Source organism: Acinetobacter sp. H1(2024), assembly GCF_046557555.1.
GTDB classification, from domain to species: domain Bacteria; phylum Pseudomonadota; class Gammaproteobacteria; order Pseudomonadales; family Moraxellaceae; genus Acinetobacter; species Acinetobacter seifertii.
Map to the genome: position 1 here is coordinate 59,446 of NZ_JBKGFO010000002.1, position 25,851 is coordinate 85,296.

Here is a 25,851-nt window from a genome sequence, read left to right on the forward strand (position 1 = left end):
GACTATTGATATACGCTAATTTTACTTTAAAAATCCATTATCAAAATAAATCCCAATACATTGATTGTAAATGTAAAAAATTAAATTTTTCATAAAATATTCTTCAACCATCTTTACTCTTTTTTTACGCGATTTCCTTCAAAGGCTCAGGTAGGATTTGAGTTAAATAACCACCAAGGTTTTTTATAATGAGTACGCTTATTTACCCCAATTTAAACTTAAAAGATTCTCACTTTAAGGCATTTAAAATATCAGATGATTTTATTCCACAAACGAAAATCGATACCTTTAACTCAGAACTTTTTTTAAAAGAAGTTGATGAATATTTAAGTTTATATCCTCAGACTCAACACATTGATATTTGTCTACACGATTTAAACGGGCATATTCGTGGTAAACGTATTGATGTTAAGAGTCTAAAAAATCTATCGAATGGATGTTATTTTCCACTTTCTGTTTACGCCATGAGTCTTGATGGAAAAGTGATTGAAGAAACAGGCCTAGGAAAATATATTGGTGAACCAGATAGACTTTGTCTACCCATTTTAGGCAGTTTACAACCTAGTGCTTTATCTCATGAATTAAATGCTCAGCTTTACCTATCCATGCAAGAAGAAGATGGTACAGACTGCCGTTATGAACCACGCAATATATTAAAAAAAATATTAAATCAGTTACACGATCATAATTATTTTCCTGTCATGGCTGCCGAGCTAGAGTTTTATCTTTTCTCACCTCAGCATCAGGCTGACACATGTATAGAAAACCAATGCTTTGATATAGATGCACCCAATAACTATCAACAAGTCCTAGATGAAGTTGAAAAAGCTGCCCTACTACAATCTATTGAAATTACCGCTATTGTTGCAGAGTCATCCCCTGGACAATATGAACTAAATCTGCAACACAGCCATGACATTTTGAAGCTATGCGATCAAATTAATGCTTTAAAAAGAATTGTAAAGCAAGTTGCAAGAAAGCATGACTTAACTGCTTGTTTCATGGCGAAACCGAACTTGGCAAAAGCTGGAAGTGGCATGCATTTTCATATGAGCATGCTCAATCAATACCATGAAAATATATTTAGCTCAGAAGAAGAAAAAGATGCGCTTGCAGCCAAATTACTCAGCGCGATTAGCGGACTCATTGAGTTAATGCCTGCATCTATGGCGATTTTAGCGCCTAATATTAATTCTTATAGACGTTTTAAAATTGGTCATCATGTGCCATTAGAAGCCAATTGGGATACCAATAATCGTAATGTCGCAATCCGAATTCCATGCTCAGATGTACAAAATCAACGCTTAGAATATCGTGTTGCAGGAGCTGACTGTAACCCATATCTGGTTACAGCCACTATTTTAGCGGGTGTATCTTACGGCTTATCTCATAAGTTACCGCTACCAAAACCTGCACATCTTTTGAAGTTTCAAGATGAGCATATTTTATTAGCCAACAACCAACCAGAAGCCTTAAAAATATTTAAAGGAAGCCTTATTTTAAAAGGATATTTAGGAGCTGACTTTGTAGAGCATTGGTACACGGTTAAGCAGGCTGAATATCAAAATATTTACAGCCAAATGACTGAAGCAGAGCAGCATTGGGATATATAAATAAAAAAAAGCAAAAAACTATAAACCACTTTGCAAACCCTTAGGGAGAAATACCCTAAGGTTTTTTTATATCTCATTAATGATTTTTCTGTTTAGCTAAAAAGCGTAATCCCACACCAGGTTCAGTAGCAATATAGCGTGGCTGAATCGCGTTATCTCCTAGTTTACTGCGCAACTTACCCACCAAAATACGCAAATAATGCGTATCTTCCTGATGGGTTGGCCCCCACAGTTCTTTTAAGAGCTGTGGCTGGGTTAAAAGCTGTCCTTGATAGCGCATTAATAGGGTCAAAAGTTGAAATTCTTTTCGAGTTAACGTAATTGGCTGCTGCTCGACCCAAACCAAACGTTGCGTAACATCAACTTTGAGATAACCATCGTCATAAATATGCGCTTCTTGCTGGATTGGTTGATTTCTTAATATGACACGAATGCGCGCCAAAAGCTCTTGCACACTAAAAGGCTTGGTCATGTAATCGTTTGCGCCAGCATCGAGCAAAGCAACTTTTTCGTATTCATCAGCGCGAACAGATAGGACTATAACCGGCACGTTTGACCAGCTACGTAACTCTTGAAGCACTTCTTTCCCATCTAAATCGGGTAAGCCCAAATCTAGAATAACCAAATCCGCCCCTTGTGTTGCTAAAGCTTCTAGACCTTTATAACCCGTTTCGCAGAGCGTGGTTTTGTACTTTTGAGTTCTTAAAGCAATGTCTAAAAATTTACGAATTTGAGGCTCATCATCAATAATCACAATGCGTGTTTCTACAGGTGATGTTTCGGAACTTATCATGAATTTACAACTTATTCTTTTACTGGGTGAATGGGTAATCTGATTTGAATTAAAGTACCTTTATTTTGGCGCCCTGAAAATGCTTCTATTGTACCCATATGAGCACCAATAATCGCTTTTACGATTGTAAGTCCTAAACCAGTGCCAAATTTTCCACGGTCTCCTCGTTCCATCGTATAAAACATATCAAAAATACGATGTCTTTCGTCTTCAGGAATTCCCACACCTCTATCTTCAATTTCAATTTTTACTTCATCTTCTGATGAAAGTTGAGCACGAATCATGACAGATTCATCTGGAGGTGAAAAGTTTGCGGCATTTTCTAAAACATTAAAAATAGCTTGCTCTACCAGCGCTGGGTGAACATACAAACTAATGGGTTTCTCAGGTAACTGAACAACCACTTGAGTATCTGGTTTATAACGCTTTAAACGGCGGGTTGCCGAACCAATTAACTCATCTACTCCAATCCAGTCTCTTTTTAAAGTTAAGCCTTCGTGGCCTAAGCGTGTCATATCAAGCAAGTTTTGAATATAACGGTCTAAACGCTCACCTTCTAAATGAATTGTTTCAAGCAGATCTTGCTGGTCTTGTTCTGACATATCAGCTTTAAAATTCGCAAGTGTGTCTGCTGCGCCAATAATAGAAGCAAGTGGTGAACGTAAATCATGCGATACTGAAGATAATAAAGCAGAACGTAAGCGCTCTGTTTCACTGGTCACTTTTGCTTGTTCAAGTTCATTGACCAATTGGGTTCGAAGTGCTGCCTGTGCAATATATTCGATTACACTTTCCGTCAATTTCTTTTGCTCAAAATTTAGAGAAACTACGTCATCCTTAAAGTAAACTCCTACTATACCTAGGCTATTTTTCTGTTCTAAAAGAGGTAAAAACCACCAGTTTGATTGACTAAGAGTATCCGTAAAACGCCCGCACGGTTGTTGATGTTTCAAGCACCATTCTGCGGCTACTTTTTCTTTATCGTTTAGCTCAATATCAGATGAAATGACTCTATCTTGAATAGAAATCCACACTTTAGTTTGAAGCTGGGTTTCTAAAGTCATACGTCCTGTTTGCATGACTTCTTCAAGATTCACAGCACTAGAAAGCTTACGTGCCAAGTCTTGCATCACTGTGGTGTAAGCATTGGCAGCTTTTAAAGACAAAACCTGCTGACGTAATTGAGAGGCCAAACGTCCAGCGATTAACGCTGCTGCAAAAAAGGCAACAACAGTGACTACCCCTTGATGTGCTGAAATTTGAAATGTAAAACGTGGTGCTATAAAGAAAAAATTGTAGGCTAAGAAACAAATAAGAGCAGCCACTACCGCAGCGAGCATTCTAGTTTTGGTTGCTACAATTAAAACTGAAATAATGAAAATGACAGAAAAGTCTTCAATACCCAATAGAACTTCGGCAAAGTGAGCTATAAAAATACTGACACATGTAACCGCTAATACAAAAACACTTTCTTTTAATGATAAAAATGAAGGCTTTTCAAGTTGAGTTGTCTTTTTAGTGCCCTGTTCTGGGTGCAAAATCGTTAAAGCAATCGAATTTTCTTGATTTAATAATTGCTGAGCTAAATTTTTCTTAAATAACTTTAACCACCACGGCGAAATACTTTTGCCAATGACCAAATTGGAAATACCTCGATCAAGTGCAGCATCCATTAACACTGATGCAACTCGATGCCCATATAAAACTTCTGTTCGACCACCGAGTTGTCGAGCCAGCTCAAATGCACGGTCAATTTCAATATATTCTTTTTTATATGAATTTGCTGAACTCTGTCCAAAGTCCAAACTTTTAGCAACATTCACTACAGTCCATGTTGCTCCATAGCGTTCAGCTAACCGACAACCTGCCCGTACTAAATATTCAGATGAACCTTGTCCATCTATCGCAATCATCAATTCATTTTGCAACGAGATAGACTTCAAACCCTTAGAGGTGTAACTCTGTTTTAAATCTAAATCGACATGCTCAGCAACGCATTGCATTGCCAGTTCACGCAATGCAGTTAAGTTTGAAATGCTAAAAAAGCCTTGCAATGCCAGATTCGCTTGCTCCGGCACATAAACTTTTCCTTGATGGAGCCTTTCAATGAGTTCACTAACAGGTAAATCAATTAAACGAATGTCTCGAATACGATCAAATACACGATCTGGCACAGTTTCATTTACTCGAATGCCCGTAATCTGATGTACCACATCATTTAAGCTTTCTAAATGCTGAATATTCATGGTGGTAAATACATCAATACCAGCGTCTAGCAATTCATTGACATCTTGCCACCGTCGTTCATGGCGACTATTTGGTATATTGCGATGAGCCAACTCATCAACTAAAACAATTTCCGGATGCCTGAGTAAAATAGCATCCAAGTCCATTTCTTCTAAAGTATGCCCCTGATATTGCATTTCCTTTCTAGCAATTTGAGGCAAGCCTTCCAAAATTTTTAGAGTTTCTATTCTTCCGTGGGTTTCAACAATACCCACAACAACATCTGCGCCCTGTTGATATAACTCTTTAGCGCGGGCAAGCATAGCATAGGTTTTGCCGACACCGGGCGCTGCACCGAGAAAGACCGTTAGTCGACCGGCTTGATATCTGTTGACATGATTTAATAAGGCTTCAGCCTGATTTTCGCGATTGCTTTGCACTTGATATCATCCGGTAAACTAACAATTTTATTTTCAAGTTAATGTGTAGATTGTAATTGATCTAAAGCGATATTGAGTTCTAATACATTAACACGAGCTTGCCCTAGTACACCAAACTGAACTGGTTCAATATGCTTTTGAAGTAACTCTTCTACAACTTTAGGGTCTAAATGACGCGCTTGAGCCACTCTGGCAACCTGTAACTGAGCAGATTCTGGGCTAATATGCGGATCAATACCACTACCTGATTTCGTCACTAAATCACTTGGAATAGGGGTATTACCTGTGTGGTCTTGTTGTTTAACCGCAAGAATCTGAGCATCAATTTGTTTTTGAAGCTCTGGATTGGTAAGGGCTAAGTTTGTGGCCCCCATAGACATTGGGTCATAAGCAACTGCTGAAGGACGTGGATGAAAATAAGCCTCTCCAACAAATGGCTGAGCGACTAATTTTGACCCTAGAACTTTATGGTCTATTTCAATCAAACTACCATTTGCTTGATTATTGAATAACACTTGTCCTGCACCTGTAGCGATCGCACTATAAACAGCACCACAACCGACAAGGGTAAAAATTAGAAGTCCGAAAGATGCTCTTAAGGTCTGACCCAAATTTGCTTCTGAATTTTGTGCATAAGTTTTCATTTCAAACTCCAGATTACAAACCAAATAATTGAACAATCACTACATCAATCGCTTTGATGGCAATAAATGGTAGAACCACACCACCCACTCCATAAATCAACATATTTCGGCGTAGTAACTGAGTTGCAGTTGAAGGTTTAAATTTCACGCCTCGAAGTGCGATTGGAATTAATAACGGAATAATAATCGCGTTAAAAATTAATGCAGATAAAATTGCGCTGTTTGGACTTGCTAAGTGCATCACATTCAATACTTGCATTTGTGGAATCGCAGCAGCGAACAATGCAGGCAAGATGGCAAAGTATTTAGAGACGTCGTTTGCTAACGAAAAGGTTGTTAACGCACCACGGGTAATTAGCTGCTGTTTCCCAATCTCAACTACAGCAAGCAGTTTGGTCGGATCAGAGTCTAAATCAACCATATTGCCGGCTTCTTTAGCAGCTTGTGTACCTGAGTTCATAGCCAAACCAATATCGGCTTGTGCCAATGCTGGCGCATCGTTGGTTCCGTCACCAACCATTGCAACTAAACGGCCTTGCTGTTGTTCAGTACGAATACAAGCCAATTTATCTTCTGGTTTTGCTTCGGCAATATAATCATCTACACCAGCTTCCGCAGCAATCGCGGCAGCAGTTAATGGGTTATCACCTGTGACCATGACAGTTTTAATACCCATTTCTCTTAAGCGTGCAAAACGTTCTTTAATACCATGTTTAATCACATCTGAAAGTTCAATCACACCTAATACATGATGTTGATTTGCGACAACCAATGGTGTTGCACCCTTTTTGGCAACTTGTTCAACACGTGCTTTTAACTCTAGATCTTGAGAATAATCTTCATCTACAAACTTCAAGATTGCGTCTAAAGCACCTTTACGAATTTGATCACCATTCGGTAAATTCACACCAGAAATTCGAGTCGAAGCACTAAAAGAGATAAATTCGGCTTGCTCAGGTTCTTGCTGTTTTAAACCCTGTTCTTTTGCTAATTTAACAATCGACTTGCCTTCTGGTGTCGGGTCAGCAAGTGAGCTTACCCAAGCAGCAGCTCTTAATTCAGACTCGGTTACCGAGGTTAAAGGATAAAAAGAAGTCGCTTGACGGTCACCATATGTAATGGTTCCTGTTTTATCGAGTAAAAGTACATCAATGTCACCCGCAACTTCTACCGCTTTACCTGATTTTGCCAAAACATTGGCTTTGAGTGCACGGTTCATCCCCGCAATACCAATCGCAGGTAATAAGCCACCAATCGTTGTTGGAATCAGGCAGACCAATAACGCCACGAGCACAACTGGATCAAGTTCAATATGCAAATACTTGGCAATAAATGGCAAGCTAATCACGACAATTAAAAACGTGATTGTCATCACCATTAACAAAAAGCCAAGCGCAATCTCATTCGGAGTTTTTTGGCGATTTGAACCTTCAACCAAAGCAATCATACGGTCTAAGAAACTTTGACCAGATTCAGCAGTCACTTGCACAACAATACGATCTGTAAGAACTTTGGTTCCGCCAATAACACCTGAACGGTCAGTTCCAGCTTCACGTAACACGGGTGCTGACTCACCTGTAACCGCCGATTCATTAATGGTGGCAAAGCCTTCTACAATTTCACCGTCGGCTGGAACAAGCTCACCTGCATGAACTTCAATATAATCATTTAAATGAAGTTCAGTGGCTGCAACTTGAGTCGCTTGACGGTCTGTCAAAGAGTTGAGTCTTCGAGCCGTTAAATTTTCTCTTGCTGCACGTAATGAAGATGCCTGCCCACGGCCTCTAGCCTCTGCAACCGCTTCAGCATAGTTAGCAAATAAAATGGTAATAAACAGAATTGCTGTGACAACCAAACCAAACACCAGTGTGGCATATCCCATTAAGGTACTTAGAGCAGTGATTACGGTTCCAAGCCATACAATTGCCATGACAGGGTTTTTAATTGCATGCTGTGGTAGCAATTTTACAAAAGCATTTTTCCAAACTTCAAAACTTGGTACTGCCACAGTCGTTTTATGGCTATTTACATGAGTTTGTGTATTCATTTTCACTCGCCTCCTTAGCCTTTAACCAACAAAAGTTGATCGGCAATTGGCCCAAGGACAAGAACTGGCATAAATTGTAATAAGGTAAGCAATACAACAATCGTAATCAGTGTTAACGCAAAAGTTGGTGTTTCAACTTGAAGACTACATGTTGTTTCGGGTGCTTTTCTTTTTGCTGCTAAACGTGTCGCAATCATTAATGGCAAAATTAATGCTGGGAAGCGCCCTAAAATAAGTGCAATGCTACATGTCACATTCCACCAGACTGTCGTATTTTTAAGGCCTGCAAAGCCTGAACCGTTGTTTGCAAATGCAGAGACATATTCATAGAACACTTGGGTAATACCATGTGGTCCTGGGTTTGTGATGCCTGATAAGCCCGGAATGCTGACGCTTAGAGCTGTAAAAGCAAGAATGATAAGAGGCTGAATCAAGATAATAATTGCGAGTAACTTGATCTCCGCGGCTTCAATTTTGCGCCCAAACAACTCAGGCGTACGGCCTGTCATTAAACCTGCAATAAATACCGCAAGTAACAGATAAACCATAAACTGTTGCAGACCACAGCCCACACCACCCCAAATGGCATTAATCAACATATTAATGAGTTCAACCAGCCCAGTAAGAGGTGCCGAAGAATCATGCATCATATTGACCGAACCATTATTCACTTGTGTGGTCAGCGCAGCCCAAACTGCCGATGATGCAGCTCCGAATCGTTGTTCTTTACCTTCCATTACAGCAATTTGCGATGCTGTCGATGACATGCTTTCAGACCAGACAGCTGCTGCACCTGAAATAACCGACATTAAAAGCATGCTACCAAACACAAAATAGGCAAATTTTTTGCGTTGAGTGAAATGCCCAACCATAAAAATGACTGTAATTGGAATAAGTAAAATCGCAAGCATTTCCAAGAAGTTAGATAACGGCGTTGGATTTTCTAAAGGTGCAGCACTATTTGGACCATACCAGCCCCCACCGTTACTACCCAATTGTTTAATAGCAACCATTGGTGCAACTGGACCTAATGGAATTTTTTGGGTTTGTACTGTATTCGCTTTATCAATAAGCTGTACTTCCGGCCCACCTTGAAAAGTTGAAGGCACGCCTTGGCTATTGAGCAATAATGACCAGACAAAACACAGAGGAAGCAAGAAACGGACTGTAGGGCGGATCACATCTGCCCAATAGTTACCAATTAAAATTTGATCTGGCTGTTCAGCAACATCCGCTGCAATATGGCTAGGACGTTGATAAAAGAAAGCTCTTAAAGTCGCAACAACTAAAGCTAGTCCCATCATTGGTGTGATGACTTGCAAACCCACAATACCTGTCATTTGCGACAAATAAGATAATTGAGCTTGACCAGAATAATGCTGTTGATTGGTATTAGTTAAAAATGAAATAGTCGTGTGTAATGCTAAATCCCAGCTCATGTTTGGTGCGTGATTTGGGTTTAATGGTAGCCATGCTTGCGTCATAAAAATAGCAAAAACGGCTATAGCTAGAAAAACACAGCTAACAACAAATGCTAAAGAATATTGTTTCCAGTTCATTTGTTGTTGTTGAGATATACCTAACAAGCGATATACAGGATTTTCAATCCAACGAAATAATCCATCGCCAACCATCGGCTGATTTGTCATCACTTTGGATAGATATTTGCTGAGACACCATGCTAAAAAAATAGCAATAAATAAAACAAGGATAAGTTCTAACATGGCTATTCTCCTCTAGATCCCTTGGCTTGATTTGCCAAAATGGAAATAAGGAGAGATGGGGAAATATCATTTGTTTTTAGTCCGCATAAGACTATGCCAGACTGATGCAAGATGCGCATTTGAGAATTTATAAGCATCTTTATTGTCCTGAAGTAACACTAATTTAGTGGATTTCAGTATGGATAAAATGCTCGTAAATTCTCTATTGAGGAACTCAAAGGCCGCGTAAATTTTGCGTAAATTTTAGTTTGAAAGACCTTAAAATTTAAAATTAACAACTGGGTAAAACGTACTATCAGCCTTTAGTCTTTCACAATGCCAAAGTTCATATAAGGGAATTTTTACATCAAGCGCCAAAGGCAATTTTTTAGAATTAAATTGCATATGGTCCAGATTAGCTCCCCATGCAATCAAATCAACATCTAAAGAAATATGATGCGATGGTCGAACACGTCCAGAATCTGACTCAAGTTTCTTTAAAAAAGATTCTATTTGGTCACACGATAAAGTGCTTTTTAATAGACATGCTGAATTCCAGTAATCATCTCCAATACCATCTCGGCATGGAATTTGATAAACAGATGAAAACTGCACTTTCCCCAAAGTTGCTAATTGCGTATAAGCAAAAGTAAAGTGCTGATCTGCGTCTAAATTACTCGCTAGGGCGAGCGCAAAAATTGTTTCTGGTGCGTTCAAGACGAATTCCTACAGCGTTTGCTTCTGCAATGATGGCTGGCTTACGGATGGTTATGGTAATTTTTTCAATTGTTGGAAAGGTTTCAAATAAACACTGCAAAACCAGATGGGCTGCATGCTCAATTAATTCAGGTTTGGCTTGTTGAATGGTTTGAGCCGATAACTCACAAATCTGTGCATAGTTGAGTGTGTCCTCAAGCTTGTCAGACGCTGCAGCTCGACTCAAATCATTATGGATGGTCAAATCCAACATTAAAGGTTGAATGATTTGTCTTTCCCAGTTGAAACAGCCAATCACTGTCTCAACCTTCAAGCCTTCAATAATAATGGCATCCATAAATTTAAACTGACCTTAGTGCTTTAACAACGAAGCAGGTTCCATATTTTGAACCATTTTCAAACGCTGGTCTGCATAAATATCAGTATATGGTGCGAGTACGCGCATAAAACGATCGAAATAAAGCATTTGCTTAAATAATAAGGCAAAATCTCGAGGGAATTTAATACCGTGGCGCTCACCAACCCCTACCATATCCATCATGATGTCATTTAAATCGGCTGGATTTGAAGACAAAATTTGCTGTGGATCGGCCATTAATACACCATTAAACAAACGCTCTAAATCTTGAGCTAAAACCTGAACATCGACCTTGTTGTGGGTCATACCCATTTTGAGCATATTTTCAGCCATTGCCTGATAATCAGTTTTTTGTAAGGCATCCATAAACGCAATACACGCTGTCCAGACTTCTGGTTTTAACTGACCCACAATACCGAAATCGATAAAACCAATTCGGCCATCTTCGAGCAACATAAGATTTCCAGCATGTAAGTCCGCATGGAAACTCTTACAGAGCATAAGACTACCAAACCATGTATTCATAGCAGTAATCAACACTTGTGATGGGTCTTTAGCATATTGTTTTACGACACTAAAGTCTGTCAAAGACACACCATATAAACGTTGCATGGTCAAAACACGGCGTGTCGAAAACTGATGATAAACTTTAGGGGCTGTCGCAGCATGGTTTTGAGAAATATTTAAATACTCTACAAAGTCATCTAAGTTCTGAGCTTCCTCAATAAAGTCGACTTCACGCACCATACGGGTTTTAATTTCATCGACAATATCAGAAAGAGCAGCAAACTTGATTTTAGGTACTGCACGCTCAAGTAGTTTGGCTGCCCAATGCACCACATTTAAGTCAGTGTACAAAATGGTTTCAACACCAGGTTTTTGTACTTTGATAACGACATCTTCACCGGTCGTCAGTTTAGCCGCATGAACCTGAGCAATTGAAGCAGAAGCTAAAGGTTTTTCATCGATGTAGCTAAAAATCTGGCTTAAATCTCGTCCTTCAAATTCAGAAGCAAGTACACCTTGAATATAACTAAATGGCAGAGTTGGTGTCTGATCTAAACAACCTTGAAATTCTTCTACATATTCACGCGGAAATAGCGATGGTGTACTCGCGATAAACTGACCAAGCTTAATATATGTTGAGCCAAGCGACTCAAAAGTCTCACGCATGAGTTTGGCATTACTTGGCTTATCAGTTGCGTACTTAATACCAGCTTTAGCCGCAACCACTGCGGTTTCACCGATACGGGCAACTGAGCGCAATCCATCAAATAAAATATTTTTTTTCATATTTCTTTAGAACCAGAATATTCATCTCAAGTGTAGCAAATTTTGCTTTATTTGCTGATTAGCTTGCCTGACAAAGTGGACAATTTATATCTTTATCAAAATTAACAATACGTTGTGTCATATTTAATCCATCCCAAAGTAACAGTTTTTGTTTCAGAGGAGTGCGATTAAGCCCTAAATATAACAAAGTGTGATGTGCTTGTAATGACGCTATCATTACAGGAGTCGTTGCAAGCACTCCTGACTCTGCACAGCGCAGACCTTCATTATCATGCTGTTCTTTTGGAAACAAACATTCATAACAAGCTGAATCACCTTCTACCATAAACATTTGCGCCTGAAAGCCAATTGCGGAGGCACTAATTAATGCGACCTGATGTTTCTTACAAGCACTATTTACTAAATAGCGAGTTGTAAAGTTATCACAGCCATCCAGTACCACATCTTGGTGTTCAACAAGTCTATCAATGTTATGTTCGTCTAAACGTTCGTTGTAGTATTCAACACAGATATAAGGGTTAATTTTCTGTAACCGTTTTGCCAGAACTTCAGCTTTATAACGACCAATATCTTCATGACCAAATGCAATTTGACGCTGTAAATTACTTATCTCAATGGTATCTGCATCAATGAGTGTAATTTTTCCAACTCCTGCTCGTGCGAGTAGATCTGCACTGCTACAACCTATGCCACCAGCACCGACAATCAGTATATTGGCAAGTTTGAGTTTTTCCTGAGCTTCAATATCCCATCCATCAAGTAAAATCTGACGGCTATAGAGATGCATTTCTTCATCACTTAACTCTACAAAATCGATATCTTGAAGCTCGGTCACACGTTAATCCTTTCACTTAGAAGCCAAATGATTTTATGACTAAGTTCGTCATTAGGAAAGCTATAAAATAGAAACAGTTTTTTATTCGGTTACTGCTCTATTGTTCACATTACTTCTTTCAAACTTTCTGCAACAATAGAACCAACTAGTTTCTTTGTTACTTAGGCTAAATATGTCCCAATCATATATTGCACCAGTAGAGTTAGAAAAAGCTTATCGTTTATTAAATCATGGTCCAACTGTGCTGGTTTCTGCACAACATGGTGACGACCGCAATGTAATGGCTGCCGCATGGGCATGTGCTTTAGAGTTCAAGCCTGCCAAAGTGACCGTCGTTTTAGATAAAAGCACTAAAACCCGACAGCTTGTCGAGCAAAGTGGCTATTTCACACTACAAGTTCCTTGCTATGCACAGCTCAATATGACCAAGCAACTTGGTACCATTAGTAAATTAGATGACCCACAAAAACTTGAGCACTGCGGAGTTGAGCTATTTTATCAAGAAGGTCTTACTAGCCCACTTGTATCAGGTTGTATCGCATGGCTGGTTTGTAAACTTATTCCTGAACCGCACAATCAGTCAGCTCATGATTTATTTATTGGTTCTGTTGTAGGTGCATGGGCAGATAGTCGCGTTTTTAGAGATGGGCACTGGCATTTTCAAGATGCGCCAAAAGAACTTCGAAGCCTGCATTATATTGCAGGTGGAACGTTTTACTTAATTGGTGAAGAAGTGAAAGCCGATCTCTAATATAAAGAAATAAAGGGAAATATTTAAATATTTCCCTTTGTTCAATTTAGCTTGCATAGGCTTGCTGCATTTTTGCAATTTCTTGCTGCTTCAATAATCCTCTTTGAATTTTTCCGCTCGTGGTTTTCGGTAGACTATCCACAAACTCAATTTCTTTTGGATACGCATGACGAGATAAACGGTTACGAACATATTGCTGTAGTTTATCTTTTAATGTTTCACATGCTTGATAAGCAGGTTTAAGCACCACAAAAGCTTTTACTATTTCGGTTCGTTCCGGATCTGGTTTACCAATTACGGCTGACTCTAATACCGCCTCACACTCTAACAAAGTACTTTCAACATCGAATGGTCCAACTCGGTAGCCTGATGTTGTAATGACATCGTCAGCACGCCCCACAAAATCAATGCCGCCATGTTCATTTAAAGTGACCGTGTCACCTGTTAAATAATACTTACCAACAAATGATTTGCGATTATTGCCACCATAGCCTTTAAACCACATTAATGGCGATTGCTCCGAGTCCATTGCCAAAATACCCACACCACCTGTTGGTAATTCTTGATAATTTTGGTCTAACACCGCAAAACGATGTCCAGGAATTGCAAAACCAGCCGAGCCTACTTTTAATGGATGCTCAAGCGTATGGTGGTTCGCAATTACCATTCCTAGCTCAGTTTGGCCATATTGATCAAAAATATTAACCCCTAAATCCTTTTTAAACCAGTTCACAACCTCTGGAGTTAATGGCTCACCTGCACTACTCACTACGCGTAAATGTTGTTTAATTGAAGGGTCAAATTTTTCCTTAAACCCAAAGAACATTCGAAATGCTGTAGGCGAACCAGTTAAATTACTTACTTTATACTTTTTAATTAACTCAATTGCCTGATCTACATTAAATGAACGCTCATCCATAATAACGCTATGCCCCAAGCTTAAAGGCCCAGTAATGCCATAGTACAAACCATATGCCCATCCCGGATCTGCTAGATTCCAAAACATATCCTCTTCACGCAAATCGACAGCATGGCTCATATAACCTTTAAATGCCAAAATTGCTTTTAGTGGAACGGGTACAGACTTAGCAAGTCCAGTTGTACCAGAAGTAAACATCATTAAAAAGTCATCTTCAAAGCTACGATTTACTGGCTCACATTGCTCAGAATAGCGCTGTAAAGATTGCCAAAAATCAAAGTCATGCTCAGACAAAGGACCAGTCTGATGAACAGTGACAATAACAGGAACATTTAAAGTATTCAGTTTAGGTCGTTGTTCATCATTAGTCACAATCAATTTAGTTTGAGCAGTCGTAATACGGTGATCAATCGATTTTGCTTCAAAGGCAGTAAATAAAGGCTGATAAATAGCGCCTATACGCCACGCTGCCAAAATTGTAATTAATAACTCAGGCGTTCTTGGTAAAAGCCCTGCAATACAATCTCCAGATTGAATTCCTTGTGCTTTAAAGAAGTTAGCAAGTTTTCCAGAAAGTTCCGCAAGTTGTTCGAACGTATAGTGCTCTGCCTGTCCATTTTTTCCTTCCCAAATGAGCGCTGTTTTATTTTTTCCTACATAACGCTCACAGCACTCAACATAAGCATTTATTGCTTGGGGATGCCCAACAAGTTGCCCTTCAATAAGTTTTGCAAGATCAAATTGTTGATAAGCTTCTGCCAAAGTTTTCATGATGCTCACCTTCATTCCGTTTGATGATTAATTTTGTGTTAGGCCACAAAATCTGTCCTGACTGTTATTGTTTTAGCTAAAGCTCGAAGAATATTTCTTCAACTTTTCCATCTATTTCAAACAAAACTAATAGCAAAAATGCTCCATTTCAATTGCAAGAAACCGCACATGATGTGCGGTTTCTTGCAGTTTTAAGTTTAAAAACTCAATATCTCATGATCTAAACTTGAGCCACTTCGCGAGCAATCACCAAACGTTGAATATCTGAAGCACCTTCATAAATCTGGCTTACACGTACATCCCGATAAATTCTCTCAACAGGGAAATCACTGACGTAGCCATAACCGCCATGAATCTGGATTGCATCCGAACATACTCGCTCAGCCATAGTTGATGCAAAGAGTTTCGCCATTGAGGCTTCTTTTAAACAAGGTAGCTCTGCATCTTTTAAAGTCGCAGCATGTAAAACTAGCTGATGTGCAGCTTCAATCTGGGTTGCCATATCGGCTAAGCGAAAACCAACCGCCTGATGCTGAACCAGCTCTACACCGAAGGCCTTACGCTCGTTTGCATATTGCACGGCTGCATCAAAAGCCGCTCTTGCCATACCAACAGACTGAGCAGCAATACCAATACGTCCAGCTGCTAAATTAGATAACGCAATTTTATAACCTTCACCTTCTTGTCCAACCAAATTTTCTAAAGGAATTCGGCAGTCCTCTAACGTTATGGTCGCTGTGTCCGAAGCATGTTGACCCATTTTGTCTTCAATTCGAGTCACCAAGTAGCCTTGTGTATTGGTCGGTACAAGAAAGCATGAAATGCCTTTTTTGCCAGCTTGTTTATCTGTAACCGCAAACACCAAAGCCACTTGAGCATTTTTACCACTGGTAATAAATTGCTTTACACCATTGAGCACCCAATTGTCGCCATCTCGCTCAGCTTTACATAAAATCGCGCTCGCATCGGAACCGACATGTGGCTCAGTTAAACAAAAGCATCCCAGCCATTCGCCAGAAGCAAATTTTGGCAAATAGGTTTGTTTTTGCTGCTCTGAACCGTATGCCAGTGTAATGCCGCAAATTAAAGAGTTTTGTACGCTTACGATTGTCGAAATAGCACCATCACCTGCGGCAATTTCTTCAATCGCAAGCACCAAAGAAACATAGTCCATTCCCGCACCGCCCCATTCATCAGGCACGGTCATCCCCATAGCACCTAGTGCACCTAAATCTTTTAACTCCTGAGCCGGAAATTCATGGGTCTTATCGCGATGTGCAGCTGTTGGTTTTAACTGATTTTGCGCATAGTTACGCATCATCTCCTGAACCATGCTTTGTTCAGCATTTAGAATCATTTCAACATCCTTATTTTATTATTTTGCTGCCATACGAATTGCACCATCCAAACGGATGACTTCACCATTTAAATAGGAATTTTCAGCAATATGGGCAACCAAACGAGCAAATTCTTGTGGTTTTCCCAAACGAGATGGGTACGGAACCATTTGCCCCAAAGCATCTTGTACATTTTGTGGCATACCCTTAAGCATTGGAGTTTCCATAATTCCCGGTGCAATTGTCATAATACGAATGGCATGTCGCGCTAGCTCACGAGCGATCGGTAAAGTCATCGCCACAATAGCGCCTTTTGATGCAGAATAAGCTGCCTGCCCAATTTGACCATCAAATGCAGCAACAGAAGCAGTGTTCACAATAACACCACGGTCCTCTTCACCTTCTTCAACCGTGTTTTTACTCATTGCATCTGCTGCAAAACGCAGCATGTTAAATGTACCTGTGACATTAATATTTAAAGTCTTTGCAAATAATCCCAAGTCATGAACACCCTCACGGCCAACTACTTTTGCAGAAGGGCCAATACCTGCACAGTTAACCAAACCATGTAAATGACCATGTTTAACCAACAAATCTTTAAAGAACTGATCAGCAGCAGCTTCATCAGTTACATCAAGTTTAACAAAGTCAGCTTTTGGCCCTAGCTGTTTTGCTTGCTGTTCACCTGCTTCTACATTCATGTCTACTAATGTGACTGAGGCGCCTTGTTGCACTAAATATTCAGCCGTTGCAGCTCCTAAACCAGAGCCACCACCTGTAATCACGAAATGTTTTCCTTGAATTTTCATTATGTAACGTCCTATAGAAATGTTCTTTAACCTTAGTAGTGAGAGTAAAATTTGTTTTTTTCCGATACAATTTCAAAAAACCTCAAAATGCTTGCAGCTTTTGATCAATCCAAATTTTGAATATGAAATATTTCATTTGAAATACGTAAAAAAATGAGTCTTTGACATGGTTGTCCAATCTTCTTTAAGTAAAGGAACAATTTCGATTGCACTGGTACATGAAGCATTAAGTGCGGCTTATACCAAAGGGCTAAATACTCAAATTATTTTGAATAAAGCTGGCATTCCTGCTGAATTGCTCATGACACCTAAAGCGCGTGTTCCGGTAGCAACGTATGCACAATTATGGATTGAACTTGCCAATGCCATGAATGATGAATTTTTCGGTATGGATAGCCACCCTATGCGCCGTGGCAGCTATAAATTACTTACAAAACTCGTCAGTACGGCTGAAACTTTAGAAAAGGCTCTCTACGATATTTTGAATTTTTTTAATTTTGTGCTTGATGATATACGTGGAGAGTTAATTCGAGAACAAGAAAAAGCTTATTTGGTCATTCGTGATCGTGAACAAACTAAACGTATGTTTACTTACGCAACCTTTTTAATGTTGGTACATGGGCTTATGTGCTGGTTAATAGACCAGCGAATTAGTTTAAACAGTATTGCTGTACGCTGTTCAAAACCAAACGATATTCAAGATTATCTAGTCCGTTTTTGTGAAGATATACAATTTAATGCCGAGATAAATCAGGTTGAGTTTGATGCCCACTACTTAGATATTAAAATTAAAAAAGACAAAAAAGCGCTTTATGATTTTTTAGAACAAACTCCACAAAATCTTTTGGTTCGTTTTAAAAATGAAAATGCTTTGAGTGTTCTTATTCGTCGTCATTTATTAAAGCTTCACCCAGCCCAATGGCCCGAACTCAAAGATGTAGCACAACAACTCAATATTTCAGAAGCCACTGTTCAACGCCGCCTCAAACATGAAGGGGTAAGTTATCAACAAATTAAAAATGAAATTCGTTGTGATATTGCGATTGAACGCTTAAGCAAAAGTAATGATTCAATACAAGACATTAGTGAGGACTTAAATTTCCACGACCCAAGTGCTTTTCACCGTGCCTTTAAAAAATGGACAGGTGTTAGCCCAGGTGCATACCGAGATAATTTAACTACGCACAAGCAATAGCATATGCATCCAACAAAGCTTTAAGTTTTAAAACTTAAGCTTATGATATTTATGTCTTTTAAATTGAATATTTCATATAACGCATTATTTAAAACTTAATAATGCCTATAAAACATTAACTTATAATTTTATCTAAACTTTTATCTTTCAAACTGATTTACAAATCAAAATAACTAAGTTTGTAAGCCACTAAACACATGAAAGGATGATTTATTATTTTAGTTCGGTTTTATTTTTATCATGTCTTTAAAATCAAAATTTTCTATACCAAAGACTTTGTTGGCATCAACATTGGGGTTTGTATTTGCTTCATCTACTTTTGCAGCAATTCCGACTACGCTTAAACTTGATTACGCTTACTACGCCCCAACCAGTTTGGTGGTAAAAGATCAAAAGCTTCTTGAAAAAGCACTCCCAAATACTCAAATTAAATGGGTTTTCAGTCAAGGTAGCAACCGCTCATTAGAATATCTCAATAGTAACAGCATCGATTTTGCTTCTACTGCTGGATTGGCTGCTGTATTAAGCCGAGCAAATGGTAGTCCAATTAAAACGGTTTATGTACAAAGCCAACCGGAATGGACCGCGCTTGTTGTCGCAAAAAATTCACCAATTAAAAGCCTAAAAGATTTAAAAGGTAAGAAAATTGCAGCTACCAAAGGAACAGATCCTTTCTTATTTACACTACAAGCACTAGATACTGTCGGTTTGAGTAAACGCGATGTACAACTGGTCCATTTACAACATCCAGATGGTAAAACCGCATTAGAACGTGGCCAAGTAGATGCTTGGGCGGGGCTTGATCCATTAATGGCTTCAGCTCAAATTCAATCGGGCGCGAAATTACTTTATCGTAATGTAGCATTTAATAGTTATAGCGTGCTTAGCGTGAAAGAAGACTTTGCAAAGCAAAGCCCTGAAGCGGTAGAAGCCGTTATTAAAGCCTACGAACAAGCCCGAAAATGGGCAAAAGCCAATCCAGATAAAGTAGCAGCACTTTTAGCTCAAGAATCAAAACTCCCTCTACCTGTGGCTAAACTACAACTGAGCCGAACCAACTTTGATCAAAGCATTCCATCAGCAACTCAAGCACAAGCGCTAAAGCGTTCTGGAAAAATTTTGACAGAAGAAGACTTGGTTAGAAAAGGTACCAATGTCAATCAAGTGGTTGATCAGTTGTTAGACCCACGTTTTGCTCAAAAAGTCGTGAAATAGTTTATGAGTGATTCATTTAACAAAGCTGAGCTAAATCATTTCTTAGCTCAGCAGGCTTTAAAATCTCAGAAAAAGCATCTAAACCATAAATTTACACGGTGGTTTAAAGCGCTACTCATTCCCCTCATCTTTTTAGCGGCTTGTGAGTTTTTAGTCAGAAATGGCTATATCGATGCTTATCTACTCCCTGCACCGACTAGTTTATGGCAATCTTTTTTAGATTTAGCTCATAGCGACCTATTTGCCCATATTTATATTAGTACATGGCGTGTTCTATTCGGCTTTATTATAGGAAGCGGTTTAGGTTTAACTTTTGCGATTTGGGTGGGATTAAGTAAAGAAGCAGAAGCTTATTTAGAACCGACCTTTTCAGCAATTAAGTCGATCCCAAGTCTTGCGTGGATTCCACTGCTATTACTTTGGTTAGGAATTGACGAAGGCTCAAAAATTACGCTTATTGCAATTGGAGCATTTTTTCCAACCTATACCAATACAGTTGCAGCAATTCATAACGTAGATAGAAAGCTCATTGAAGTTGGAAAAGTTTATCGGCTTAATGCTTTTCAGCGGATTATATCTATTATTTTACCAGCAGCATCTCCGGGCATTTTAACGGGTTTACGCAACAGCTTAAGCTTATCGTGGATGTTTATGATTGCAGCTGAACTGATTGCAGCCACTCAAGGGATTGGTTATTTACTCAGTGATGGCCGAGAAACGTCTCGGCCTGATATTGTTATCATTGCAATTATTTTATTGGCACTATTGGGTAAAATAACCGATAGCTTAATGAAACTTATAGAAAACTGGTTATTACGTTGGCGTGATACGCTACAAAAATAACTTTAAATCCAGCGTGCCAAAGTGACTCGATCATTTTGGCCATAATCTTGAATGGTTTTTATCTCACTAAAACCATGCTCTGTGAAAATGCCTCGAACAGCTTGCCCCTGATCATAACCATGTTCAAGTACAATCCACCCTTGAGGTTTTAACCAGTTTTTCCCTTGAGCAATAATAATTTCAATATCAGCCAATCCCTGATGGTCTGCAACCAACGCACGGCGCGGCTCTGTTGCCAAAGCTTGCATGTGTTCATCTTCAGGGTCAATGTAGGGCGGATTAGAAACAATTAAATCAAATTGTTGTAGCTCTAATGCTTCAAACCAAGCACCGCAAGCAAACTTCACATGTTGCAAGCCATGTGTTTGTGCATTTTCTTTTGCAACTTCTAACGTAGGCGCATAAATATCAGTTGCGGTTACCTGCCAATCTGGACGTTCACTTGCTAATGCAAGTGCAATTGCACCTGTCCCCGTTCCCAGATCCACAATATTTGCGTTATTTGGCAAATTTAGATTTAAAACAGTTTCAACCAAAACCTCAGTATCCGGACGCGGTACTAAAGTATCAGATGTTACTTTTAAATCGAGCGTCCAAAATGGTTGTGAACCCGTCACATAAGCTAAAGGTTCACCGTTTTGAATGCGCTCAATACCAGCAACATAGTCTTGCTCTTGCTGGGCTGTTAACTCTTGCTCAAGTCTAAACTTTAATTCGAGTGAATTGATTTTTAGAAAATGCTCAAGCAGCCAAGCATTTTCTTGTCGTTCATAACTGTCAGGCTCACCACGAATTGCAAGCGCTTGAGCAATATTCATTAGCCGCCATTTTCCTGTGCAAGCATTGCAAGCTGATCTGCTTGATATTCACGATGTAAGCTATCGAGCAATTCAGTTAAATCGCCTTCCATGATTGCATCTAACTTATATAAAGTTAGGTTAATACGGTGATCAGTCATACGACCTTGCGGGTAGTTATACGTACGAATACGTTCAGAACGGTCACCAGAACCAACTAAATCACGGCGCATTTCAGAAGTCGCTGCATCGGCTGCTGCACGTTTTGCGTTTTCTAAACGTGATACTAACAAGGCCATCGCTTTAGCTTTGTTTTTATGCTGTGAACGTTCTTCTTGGCACTCAACAACTGTACCCGTTGGAATATGAGTAATACGCACTGCCGAATCAGTTTTGTTAATGTGCTGACCACCCGCACCTGACGCACGGTAAGTATCAATACGTAAGTCTGCTGGGTTAATTTCAACATTAGTATCAACATCAATTTCAGGCAAGATTGCAACTGTACAAGCTGAGGTATGCACACGACCTTGTGATTCAGTGGCTGGCACACGTTGTACGCGGTGCGCACCACTTTCAAACTTCAAGCGGCCATACACACCATCACCATCTACACGACAAATGACTTCTTTAAAGCCACCATGTTCGCCTTCATTTTCAGAAAGGACTTCAATACGCCAGCCTTGTGTCTCGGCATATTTGCTATACATGCGGAACAAATCACCTGAGAAAATTGCCGCTTCGTCACCACCTGTTCCCGCACGAATTTCTAAATAAGCAGCATTAGAGTCATTTGGATCTTTTGGAATCATCAAAATATTGAGCTGGCTTTCTAGTTCTTCAAGCAATGCTTTATTCGCCTGAATTTCTTCTTCTGCCATATCTTTAAAGTCAGGGTCCGACTTCATCATTTCAGCAGTTTCAATGTCTTCTTCTGCTTGACGGTATTTGCCCCAAACTTCGGTAATTTCACTTAAATCACTATGTTCACGAGACAGTTTACGGAAACGTTTGTTATCGGAAATCACTTCTGCATCTGCAAGCAATGCGGTAAGTTCTTCATGACGATCACAGAGTTGATCAAGTCGTAAACGGAGTGACGCTTTCATAAGAGGAAATATCTCAAAAGTCCAAAAAACTTATCTAGATAAATATAAGAAGATAAGCCAAATCATAAAAATAGCGCATAGTTTACAGATTATGCTGATTAAATGACATATGTAATCCTTCAATTCCTGAACTTTAGAATAGTCTTCTCAGCATTCCTAAGTACATTAAATTAGATATTTTCCCTATCAAACGCTCACTACTTATTTTCAAACATTTTTCTTGGTCAACTTTTCGGTCAGATTGATGGTTTTACATACGTTTTTAATAGAAAGCATACAAACGAGACACTAAACTCCAATAATCGAATGAGGGTTCTCCACATTTAAAGAGAAGTGTTTTGTTACATTTGCCGTAACGAAAGATATATGGTCCTGCAACTTGGGACATGGAGTAAGTAATGAAATTAAATACTTTATTATGTAGTGCTGTTTTGGCTACTTCTATGGTGACTGTAGCACATGCTGATAATACAACTCACGTAGCAGCTGCTTCAGCTTTAGGTAGTGTTGCTGGTACTGCAATTGGTAAAAGCATGGGTGGTACATCTGGCGCAACAATTGGTGCTGCTTTAGGTGGTGCTGGTGGTGCAGCAGTTGCTAGTGATCGTCGTCACCGTACAGAATCTGCAATTGGCGGTGGTTTAGGCGGTGGTGCTGGCTATACTGTTGGTAAAAGCATGGGTGGTACAAATGGTGGATACATCGGTGCTGCTTTAGGTGCGGCAGGTGGTGGTGCTTTAGGTAATAAAATTTCTAAAGACCGCGATTATGATCGATCTTCTAAACACTGGAAGAAAAAACACCGTCATCGCCACTAATCACAGTGAAGACATAGACTTAAAAACACCTTCGGGTGTTTTTTTATAGTTAAAATTTTGTGGTCTTAAAATCTTTTGCTCATGATTTATTCACATCTTAATACAACCAATACAAAGCAGACACAAAACTATTGTATCGGCATTGCGCTTCTCCATAATTTTCACGAAATTTTTAATTACATTTAGCTCAAGACATAAAGATTGCTCTTTAGCAAAATGAGCATGGAGTTCCAAAATGAAAATGAATATTTGGTTAGCAAGTGCATTAATCGCAACAACCTCTATGGTGTCAGTTGCACATGCAGATAATGGTACCCGTGTAGCAGCAACTTCGGCTCTAGGTAGTGTAGTCGGTACAGCAATTGGTAGAAGTATTGGTGGTACATCTGGCGCAACAATTGGTGCTGCTTTAGGTGGTGCTGGTGGTGCAGCCGCAGCAAGTGACCGTCGTAACCGTACAGAAGCGGCTATTGGTGGCGCTTTAGGTGGTGGTGCTGGTTATACCGTTGGTAAAAACATGGGTGGTACAAACGGTGGTTACATCGGTGCAGCAGTAGGTGCCGCTGGTGGTTCTGCTTTAGGTCGTAAAGTTGGTCAAGACCGTAACTATGATGACCGTTATGACCGTCGTTATGATCGAGATGACCGCCGTTACGATCGTCGCTATGATCGTGAAGACCGTCGTTATTACAATGATCGCGCTTATTATCGTCATGATAATGGCTTACACCGTGGATGGTATAAACATCACTAATTGGTATACAGACATCAAAAAGCACCCTAGCGGTGCTTTTTTATTTGGGAGTGAAATTTATATCGAAAAAAATCGATATACATCACCTCATTTATATCGTATTATTTCGATATAACGTTTTTTGAGAATATCGCATGCGATCACTTCAAGACACCAAATTTTCAATTTTGGAGCTTGCTCCTATACGTGATGATAAAACAATCGAATTTTCATTACGTCATGCATTAGAGCTCGCCCAACATGCAGAAAAATTAGGTTATGACCGTTTTTGGCTTGCAGAACATCATAATATGGATGGAATTGCGAGTTCAGCAACTGCTGTTTTACTTGGCTTTATCGCGGCTCATACCCAGCGCATTCGTTTAGGTTCAGGTGGTATCATGCTACCAAACCATGCACCATTAGTGGTTGCAGAACAATTCGGTACATTAGCAACCTTATATCCAAATCGTATTGAGCTAGGTTTAGGTCGTGCTCCGGGTACAGATCAGGTCACTATGCGTGCCTTACGTCGCGGACATCAGGAAACGGAAGATCAGTTTCCTAGAGACGTTGTTGAGATTTTGCAATATTTTAAAGCGCCTCAACCCGGCCAAAGAATTATTGCCACTCCTGGACAAAATACTCATGTGCCTGTCTGGTTATTGGGTTCAAGCTTATTTAGCGCTCAATTGGCTGCGAAGCTAGGATTACCCTATTCATTTGCATCGCATTTTGCGCCACGCATGCTTGGTCAAGCGATTGAACTTTATCGTGAAAATTTCGAACCTTCTGAATATTTGGACAAGCCTTATGTTTCAATGGGCGTACCTGTTGTAGTTGCCAATACAGATGAAGAAGCTCAGTTCCTAGCAACAAGCGCATACCAACGTGTCTTAGGATTAATTCGTGGTGAAAGCTTAAAACTCAAGCCACCAGTTAATTCAATGCAAGGACTATGGAACACAGCAGAACAACTTTCAGTTGAAAATTTCTATCAGATGGCACAAATCGGTTCTGCTGAAACAGTACGTTCAGGTTTAGAAAAGCTTTTGGTTACATATGAAGTCAATGAGTTTATTTTTACTTGTGACATCTATGATACAAATAAACGTTTAGACAGCTTTACTCAATTAATGCAATTAAAATCAAGTCATTAATATCTATACAAAGTCTCATGCTTGGCTCAGTTCCAAGCCTGAGATAACCACCCATCTGAAAATACTTTACCCAGCTACCTTGCTTGGTTATTTATATTAAAACGATAAAAAATCATCATAAATGAAAACCAAAAGGACTTTTGGAAAATGAGTATTGAACTTAAAAATAGTGTTGCAAAATCAGCTACTTTTCAAAATTCAGTTCAGGATTTTGACGCTTTTAATGGTCAAGTTCTTTTATCAAATACAATCAAAGCATATGATTTTTCTAATTTAAATGTAGCGATTATTGGAACGGATCAGGAAACTGTCACACACTTAGACAAAATCTGCCAACATGCAAAGTTTGTAACTGTATTTCAAATCACACCACACTTTATTTTGCCCCATAGTCAAATTGGTATACATCGTCTCATTACCCATCCACTTATTGCTAAAAACAGGAGGCTATTTAACAACCGTGTAAAAAGTATCTTAGCTCTACGTTTTTTGGAAACCCAAGTAAATGAAACATGGCTGAAGCGTCTTTTGACTCCAAATACTGCAAAAGCCAATAAAACATTTTTTAAATCTGATAACTATTATACGGCTCTACAGAGACCAAATTGTAAATTACAGACTTGGCCAATTGTGAAAGTTACTCAAACGGCTATATACAGTATGGATGGCACTCAGCAAACCATTGATGTCATTATTAGAACAACTTCTTGAAAATAAAAAAGCAT

General features: G+C 39.3%; 23 protein-coding genes. 9 read left to right on the forward strand and 14 right to left on the reverse strand.

What is annotated here, in order from left to right; genetic code table 11:
- Positions 1-188 precede the first annotated feature (188 nt).
- The gene (locus ACLCEG_RS05910) at positions 189-1,613 is read left to right on the forward strand and encodes a glutamine synthetase family protein (protein ID WP_410566618.1); all 1,425 of its coding nucleotides are present in this window, start codon (positions 189-191) and stop codon (positions 1,611-1,613) included.
- Positions 1,614-1,689: 76 nt separating this feature from the next.
- Here ACLCEG_RS05910 and ACLCEG_RS05915 read toward each other — a convergent pair whose 3' ends face one another.
- The 9 genes from ACLCEG_RS05915 to ACLCEG_RS05955 form a co-directional block, all read right to left on the reverse strand.
- Positions 1,690-2,406: a response regulator gene (locus ACLCEG_RS05915; RefSeq protein WP_004886519.1), complete on the reverse strand. Its 717-nt coding sequence runs from the start codon at positions 2,404-2,406 to the stop codon at positions 1,690-1,692.
- A gap of 11 nt (positions 2,407-2,417) precedes the next feature.
- On the reverse strand, positions 2,418-5,072 hold the full coding sequence (locus ACLCEG_RS05920; RefSeq protein ID WP_410566619.1) for an ATP-binding protein: 2,655 nt from the start codon (positions 5,070-5,072) through the stop codon (positions 2,418-2,420).
- A 38-nt stretch (positions 5,073-5,110) separates the two neighbouring features.
- On the reverse strand, positions 5,111-5,716 hold the full coding sequence (gene kdpC / locus ACLCEG_RS05925; RefSeq protein WP_134261799.1) for a potassium-transporting ATPase subunit KdpC: 606 nt from the start codon (positions 5,714-5,716) through the stop codon (positions 5,111-5,113).
- Between the two features lie 13 nt (positions 5,717-5,729).
- The gene (gene kdpB, locus ACLCEG_RS05930) at positions 5,730-7,769 is read right to left on the reverse strand and encodes a potassium-transporting ATPase subunit KdpB (RefSeq protein ID WP_410566621.1); all 2,040 of its coding nucleotides are present in this window, start codon (positions 7,767-7,769) and stop codon (positions 5,730-5,732) included.
- An 8-nt stretch (positions 7,770-7,777) separates the two neighbouring features.
- On the reverse strand, positions 7,778-9,487 hold the full coding sequence (gene kdpA, locus ACLCEG_RS05935; protein WP_410566623.1) for a potassium-transporting ATPase subunit KdpA: 1,710 nt from the start codon (positions 9,485-9,487) through the stop codon (positions 7,778-7,780).
- A 258-nt stretch (positions 9,488-9,745) separates the two neighbouring features.
- On the reverse strand, positions 9,746-10,183 hold the full coding sequence (locus ACLCEG_RS05940) for a 2-amino-4-hydroxy-6-hydroxymethyldihydropteridine diphosphokinase (RefSeq protein WP_410566625.1): 438 nt from the start codon (positions 10,181-10,183) through the stop codon (positions 9,746-9,748).
- Positions 10,140-10,520, reverse strand: a complete 381-nt coding sequence (gene folB / locus ACLCEG_RS05945) for a dihydroneopterin aldolase (RefSeq protein ID WP_000338781.1) — start codon at positions 10,518-10,520, stop codon at positions 10,140-10,142. The genes ACLCEG_RS05940 and folB overlap by 44 nt, the downstream gene beginning before the upstream one ends.
- Before the next feature lie 15 nt (positions 10,521-10,535).
- Positions 10,536-11,834 (reverse strand): ABC1 kinase family protein, encoded by a 1,299-nt coding sequence (locus ACLCEG_RS05950; RefSeq protein ID WP_410566627.1) that lies wholly within the window; start codon positions 11,832-11,834, stop codon positions 10,536-10,538.
- A gap of 58 nt (positions 11,835-11,892) precedes the next feature.
- Positions 11,893-12,669, reverse strand: coding sequence for a HesA/MoeB/ThiF family protein (locus tag ACLCEG_RS05955; protein WP_410566629.1), 777 nt, complete (start codon positions 12,667-12,669; stop codon positions 11,893-11,895).
- A 172-nt stretch (positions 12,670-12,841) separates the two neighbouring features.
- On the opposite strand from ACLCEG_RS05955, the gene ACLCEG_RS05960 reads away from it, so the two are divergent.
- The gene (locus ACLCEG_RS05960; RefSeq protein ID WP_410566631.1) at positions 12,842-13,420 is read left to right on the forward strand and encodes a flavin reductase family protein; all 579 of its coding nucleotides are present in this window, start codon (positions 12,842-12,844) and stop codon (positions 13,418-13,420) included.
- Positions 13,421-13,466: 46 nt separating this feature from the next.
- Here the strand turns inward: ACLCEG_RS05960 and ACLCEG_RS05965 are convergent, their stop codons facing one another.
- The 3 genes from ACLCEG_RS05965 to ACLCEG_RS05975 form a co-directional block, all read right to left on the reverse strand.
- The gene (locus tag ACLCEG_RS05965; RefSeq protein ID WP_410566633.1) at positions 13,467-15,110 is read right to left on the reverse strand and encodes an AMP-binding protein; all 1,644 of its coding nucleotides are present in this window, start codon (positions 15,108-15,110) and stop codon (positions 13,467-13,469) included.
- Positions 15,111-15,330: 220 nt separating this feature from the next.
- The gene (locus ACLCEG_RS05970) at positions 15,331-16,467 is read right to left on the reverse strand and encodes an acyl-CoA dehydrogenase family protein (RefSeq protein ID WP_410566635.1); all 1,137 of its coding nucleotides are present in this window, start codon (positions 16,465-16,467) and stop codon (positions 15,331-15,333) included.
- 18 nt (positions 16,468-16,485) lie between these two features.
- Positions 16,486-17,256, reverse strand: a complete 771-nt coding sequence (locus ACLCEG_RS05975) for a 3-hydroxyacyl-CoA dehydrogenase (protein ID WP_410566637.1) — start codon at positions 17,254-17,256, stop codon at positions 16,486-16,488.
- A gap of 166 nt (positions 17,257-17,422) precedes the next feature.
- On the opposite strand from ACLCEG_RS05975, the gene ACLCEG_RS05980 reads away from it, so the two are divergent.
- The 3 genes from ACLCEG_RS05980 (at position 17,423) to ACLCEG_RS05990 (ending at position 20,509) form a co-directional block, all read left to right on the forward strand.
- Complete coding sequence (locus ACLCEG_RS05980; protein ID WP_410566639.1) at positions 17,423-18,451, forward strand: AraC family transcriptional regulator; 1,029 nt, start codon at positions 17,423-17,425, stop codon at positions 18,449-18,451.
- 240 nt (positions 18,452-18,691) lie between these two features.
- Positions 18,692-19,666, forward strand: coding sequence for an aliphatic sulfonate ABC transporter substrate-binding protein (locus ACLCEG_RS05985; RefSeq protein WP_022575493.1), 975 nt, complete (start codon positions 18,692-18,694; stop codon positions 19,664-19,666).
- Between the two features lie 3 nt (positions 19,667-19,669).
- Positions 19,670-20,509 carry an ABC transporter permease gene (locus ACLCEG_RS05990; RefSeq protein WP_410566642.1) on the forward strand — a complete coding sequence of 280 codons (840 nt, stop codon included), beginning with the start codon at positions 19,670-19,672 and terminating at the stop codon, positions 20,507-20,509.
- Positions 20,510-20,511: 2 nt separating this feature from the next.
- Here ACLCEG_RS05990 and prmC read toward each other — a convergent pair whose 3' ends face one another.
- Both prmC and prfA read right to left on the reverse strand, forming a co-directional pair.
- The gene (gene prmC, locus ACLCEG_RS05995; RefSeq protein ID WP_410566644.1) at positions 20,512-21,327 is read right to left on the reverse strand and encodes a peptide chain release factor N(5)-glutamine methyltransferase; all 816 of its coding nucleotides are present in this window, start codon (positions 21,325-21,327) and stop codon (positions 20,512-20,514) included.
- Positions 21,327-22,415, reverse strand: coding sequence for a peptide chain release factor 1 (gene prfA, locus ACLCEG_RS06000; RefSeq protein ID WP_004700863.1), 1,089 nt, complete (start codon positions 22,413-22,415; stop codon positions 21,327-21,329). Before prfA ends, prmC begins: the two co-directional genes overlap by 1 nt.
- Positions 22,416-22,813: 398 nt before the next feature.
- On the opposite strand from prfA, the gene ACLCEG_RS06005 reads away from it, so the two are divergent.
- From ACLCEG_RS06005 to ACLCEG_RS06020, 4 genes are all read left to right on the forward strand, one after another.
- Positions 22,814-23,233, forward strand: a complete 420-nt coding sequence (locus tag ACLCEG_RS06005; protein WP_039251491.1) for a glycine zipper domain-containing protein — start codon at positions 22,814-22,816, stop codon at positions 23,231-23,233.
- Between the two features lie 235 nt (positions 23,234-23,468).
- The gene (locus ACLCEG_RS06010; protein WP_004700859.1) at positions 23,469-23,987 is read left to right on the forward strand and encodes a hypothetical protein; all 519 of its coding nucleotides are present in this window, start codon (positions 23,469-23,471) and stop codon (positions 23,985-23,987) included.
- Between the two features lie 134 nt (positions 23,988-24,121).
- Positions 24,122-25,126, forward strand: a complete 1,005-nt coding sequence (locus ACLCEG_RS06015; protein ID WP_410566646.1) for an LLM class flavin-dependent oxidoreductase — start codon at positions 24,122-24,124, stop codon at positions 25,124-25,126.
- A 147-nt stretch (positions 25,127-25,273) separates the two neighbouring features.
- The gene (locus ACLCEG_RS06020; protein WP_410566648.1) at positions 25,274-25,837 is read left to right on the forward strand and encodes a flavoprotein; all 564 of its coding nucleotides are present in this window, start codon (positions 25,274-25,276) and stop codon (positions 25,835-25,837) included.
- Positions 25,838-25,851 lie beyond the last annotated feature (14 nt).